The 4,595-nt window shown below is 63.5% G+C and carries 3 protein-coding genes; 2 read left to right on the forward strand and 1 reads right to left on the reverse strand.

Annotated elements, in window-relative coordinates:
• A partial coding sequence (locus ACLP25_RS03060) for a pirin family protein (RefSeq protein WP_442467759.1) occupies nt 1-518 on the forward strand: 518 nt, incomplete at its 5' end.
• 169 nt (nt 519-687) lie between these two features.
• Here ACLP25_RS03060 and ACLP25_RS03065 read toward each other — a convergent pair.
• Nucleotides 688-2,670, reverse strand: a complete 1,983-nt coding sequence (locus ACLP25_RS03065; RefSeq protein ID WP_442467760.1) for a putative bifunctional diguanylate cyclase/phosphodiesterase — start codon at nt 2,668-2,670, stop codon at nt 688-690.
• 534 nt (nt 2,671-3,204) lie between these two features.
• Between ACLP25_RS03065 and ACLP25_RS03070 the strand changes: the two genes are divergently transcribed.
• Nucleotides 3,205-4,134: an ABC transporter substrate-binding protein gene (locus tag ACLP25_RS03070; RefSeq protein WP_442467761.1), complete on the forward strand. Its 930-nt coding sequence runs from the start codon at nt 3,205-3,207 to the stop codon at nt 4,132-4,134.
• Nucleotides 4,135-4,595 lie beyond the last annotated feature (461 nt).

Here is a 4,595-nt window from a genome sequence, read left to right on the forward strand (position 1 = left end):
CCCTGCCGGAGGCGAACGAGGACGACCCGCCGAGTTTCGCCCACCACGCCCGCCACGACCTGCCCGAACTCGTGGACGGCGGCGTCAGCCTGCGCCTCATCCTCGGCCGGGCCTTTGGCGCGACCGCGCCAGCAAGGGTATTCACCGACACGTTTTACGCCGACGTCGCGCTCGAGCCCGGCGCGCGGGCGCCGCTGCCCGACGATCACGAGGACCGCGGCCTCTATGTCGTCGAAGGCTCGATCGCCGTCGCCGGCCAGACCTTCGAGGCCGGGCGGATGATGGTGTTCCGGCCCGGCGACCGGATCGCCGTCATGGGCGGCGACCACGGCGCGCGGCTCCTCATGCTCGGCGGCGCGGCGCTTGGGCCCCGATACATCTGGTGGAATTTCGTCGCCTCCAGTCAGGAGCGGATCGCGGCGGCGAAGGCCGAATGGCGCAAGGCCGACTGGGGCCACGGCCGCTTCGACCTGCCGCCCGACGACCGCGGCGAGTTCATTCCCGCGCCGGAGAAATGAAGCTCTTCGCCCTGCCATAGGGCGTTGAAAGACGCCCGTCTCTCGACGGGCTATGGGGCGTTGAAAGACGCCCGTCTTTCGACGGGCTATGGGGCGTTGAAAGACGCCCGTCCTTCGACGGGCTATGGCGGCTCATGGCTGAGACGACTGCCGTACGCGGCAGCGTCGATCAGGCGACCAGGTCTTTCCCCGCTTTCGGTTCCGCCGCCAGTCGTGGCCGCAGAAGCCTCTCGATCTCGTCGAACGGCAAAGGCTTGCTCATGAGATAGCCCTGCGCCTGGTCGCAGCCATGACCTTTGAGCCATTCGAACTCCTGCGAGGTCTCGACGCCCTCGGCGATCGTGGACATGCCCAGGGTCGCCGCGATGCCTATGACCGCTTGGATGATCGCCGCGGCGTCGGGACGCGATTCGACATTGGTGACGAACGACCGATCGATTTTGATCCTGTCAAAAGGAAAGCTCGACAAATAGGAGAGCGACGAATACCCGGTGCCGAAATCGTCGAGCAGGATGCGCACGCCCAACTGCCGCAGCGCCGCCAAGGTCTTCAGCGCCCGAGCCTTGTCGCTGATGAGCGTCGATTCGGTGATTTCGAGTTCGAGCCGATTGGCCGGCAAGCCTGAATCGTCGAGACACTTCGCGATCAAAGCGACGAGATCGCCTCCTTGAAACTGGCGCGCCGACAGGTTGACGGCGACGTCAATGTCTGGCGGCCATCCGAGTACAGCCCGACAGGCCTTGCGCAGCACCACTTCGCCAAGCGCGAAGATCAGGCCCGTTTCCTCCGCGAGCGGAATGAACTCGCAGGGCAAGACCAAGCCGTGGCCACGCCGATTCCAGCGCGCGAGCGCCTCGCAGGCGATGATCTTCCCCGACCCGACTTCGATCACCGGCTGATAGAAGACGTCGACATTGCCGGTCTCGATCGCCTCGCGCAGATCCAATTCCATCAGGCGCCGACGCTGGAAGCTGTCGTTCAGGTCGGCGGCGAAGAAGCGATACTGACCTTTGCCCTCGGTCTTGGCGAGGTAGAGCGCCAGATCCGAGTTGCGCAGCAGCTCTTCGGCGTTCCTGCCATGCTCGGGCGCCAGGGCGATACCGACGCTGGCGCCAATCAGAATGCGCTGGCCGGAAAATTCGTAAGGGGCGCAAAGAGACGCAACGATGCGTTCGGCGACGACGGCCGCGACCGTGGGCTGGCGGACGTTCTTCAAGAGAACGACAAACTCGTCGCCGCCGAGGCGCGCCACGGTGTCCTCGCATCTCGCCATGTCGCGAATGCGTTGGGCGGCCTCCATCAGGACCAGGTCGCCCATGTGGTGGCCGAACGTGTCGTTGACGTTCTTGAAGCGATCGAGATCCAGGCTCAGCAGCGCAATGCGGCCGTCGCCGCCGCGGGCGCCGTCGAGACTCTCGGTCAGGCGGCGCTGAAACAGACCGCGATTGGGCAGCCCAGTGAGCGAATCGTAGTTGGCCATCCGGGAAATCTGCGAGATCGTGCTGACCGCGACGGAGCGTCGCAGAACCATCAACGTCACGACGCCGAGCAACACCGCCCCCACGATCGACCCTGCCAGCAGGACCTGACTCCCGGCGGACGTCGTTTCGATGCGGTCGCGCGCCTGTCGGCCTTTCTCGACCGCCTTAGCGGCGAGGCTGGCCAGGAGCGCCTGGGTCTCGCGCAAACGCGCCCTGATCGTTGGGCCGCCGTCCTCGAAACGGCCTTCGAATGCGAGCACCGAGGCGCGCGCATCGCGCCGCATCCCATCGGACTCGGAGTCGTCCGCATGCCGGGCGGCGACGTCGAGCGCTTCGACGACGGCGTCGAGCGTCTGATTGGCGGCTTCGATCTGCGTCGCGCCTTTGGTCGAAGTCCGCTTGTCGACGAAGTGTTGGAACTCGACGTTGGCGCGATTGATCGAGGCCGCGGGGAGGAACGCGTGATCGTAAATCCCCATCGCGACGTCGCGCATCTGACGTTGCTGTTCGAGGACGATCAGCCCAACCGCGGCGTTGATTGCGACGAGGGCAATGGCGCCGACAGCGAACGCCAGGCGAAATCGGCGATCGAATTTCACCGGATTGGCGTCGATATGAGGTTGGACCTCGTCGATCGCGAATCGACGAGGTCGTGGATCTTCGGGTTCCATTGGGCGCGCCAAAGCCTGCGGACGTCTGCCAAACAATGCTAATCAAACGTATAAGGAGCCTAACAAGGCCTCGATTCATGTTTGCACCCGATAGTAATGGTCAGTGTTGACAAATTCTGAAAATTTTTTTGCCAAGAGACTTTTTCTTTTGTAAACGACCGCCTGTCGACCCGGAATATATTGTCAGCAATGCATTACGTAACGTAATCACGAGCTTTAGAACGAGCGGGCGCCCTTTGCGCCGGCATCCGCAACGCGCAAGTCTTTCTGCGATTCTGGTCCTTGCAGCACCAAACTTGGAACCGGAATCGGCCAGTCGCCCGACCCGCGATCGAGAACGCCTTGGCGGGAGCGACGCGGCCCGCGCGATCGGTCGGAGACGACCTCATGGCGGCGCCGCACGCGGACTCGGCCCCGGACGGAATGATTCCTTAGTCGACGACGGCGATCATTGCGCGCGGGAATCCACGGCCGACGCATGCCCGAGCGTCGAACGAAACCGCGGGTGCGACAATTGTCGAGGAGTACGACAGCATGACCCTAATCAAGCGGTTGGCGGCGGCCGCGATCGCCTCGGCGTTGGTTCTGAGCGCCGCCTCGGCCTTCGCCGTCACGATCGGGTTCTCCCAGGTCGGCGACGAGGGCGACTGGCGTCCGGCCTTCTCCAAGGACATGCAGGAGGAGGCGAAGAAGGAAGGCATCGACCTGAAGTTCAACGATGCGCATGGAAACCCCGAAGAGCAACTGAAGGCCGTGCGCGCCTTCATTGCCGCGAAGGTCGATGCGATCATTATCGCGCCCGTCGTCGTCACGGGGTGGGACGCCGTGTTGCAGGAAGCCCACAAGGCCGCCATTCCGGTCTTTCTCGCGGACCGCGACGTCGATGTGGCGGACAAGTCGCTCTACGTGACGCGCATCGCCGCCGACTTCAATCTGGAAGGCCGAATCGCCGGCGCCTGGCTGGCGGCGGCGAGCCGCGGCAACTGCAATATCGTCGAATTGCAAGGAACCCCGGGTTCGGCGCCAGCCATCGAGCGCAAGAAGGGGTTCGAGACCGTCATCGCGAATTTCCCGAACATGAAGGTTGTTCGGTCTGAGATCGGCGACTTCAACACCGAGAGCGGAAAGAAGGCGATGGAAGAGATCATCAAAGATACCGACGGTCTCAACAACATCTGCGCGTGCTTCTCCCATAACGACAACATGCAGCTCGGCGCAATTCAGGCGATGAAAGAAGCGGGATTGAAACCCGGCAAGGACGTATTGACGATTTCGGTCGACTACGTGCCTGCAATGAAGACGGCGCTCGCCAGCGGCGAGTCCAATGCGTCGGTCGAATTGCGTTCTGCAGTCGGCAAGTACATCTACCCGGTCGTGCTTCAGTACCTGAAAGAGCGGAAGGACTTGCCGAAGTGGATTGTGATCCCCTCCGACCTCCATACGTCTCTCGACCCGCCAAGTTGACGGCGAACGGATGAGTCTCCGGGATCGGGCTCGGCGGCAAATTATTTCGAAAATAGGCACTATGTGCTATGTTCTTCCTCATCGGACAATCCGGCCGCCCGGGGACGGAGGGCGAGGGTGGGATGGGCGAGGCGAGACCGCTGAGGCGGCAGACGCAATTCAGCCGGTCGGCGCGGATGCGGCGCAGGACCCAAATCAAACCTGGGGGCCGCCGTTCGCCGGAGCGCCCGACCCCGGCGCCCGCCGCGCCGAACGGCGCGCTTGCAGAGTTTGTCATAACCGCCAACGTTGTCATCCCCAGCGAATGCGGGCGCCCCCATGGCGGCGAGCGTCGCAATCTGGCGATCGGGCGCGGCGGGCCGCGCCTAGAGCGGTTCCCTGTTACGCGACTCCATATCCGCAGTGTAGGAAGAAATTCTCGCATTCCTTGCGCGTCAGCGTTGCGCAGCATGCGACGATGG

This window comes from Roseiarcus sp. (assembly GCF_052145395.1).
Classification (GTDB): Bacteria; Pseudomonadota; Alphaproteobacteria; order Rhizobiales; family Beijerinckiaceae; genus Roseiarcus.

Excerpts from the sequence above, each read along its gene's own strand:
- ACLP25_RS03065 (WP_442467760.1), bottom strand. The coding sequence starts at position 2,670 with ATGGAACCCGAAGATCCACGACCTCGTCGATTCGCGATCGACGAGGTC.
- ACLP25_RS03070 (WP_442467761.1), top strand. The coding sequence starts at position 3,205 with ATGACCCTAATCAAGCGGTTGGCGGCGGCCGCGATCGCCTCGGCGTTG.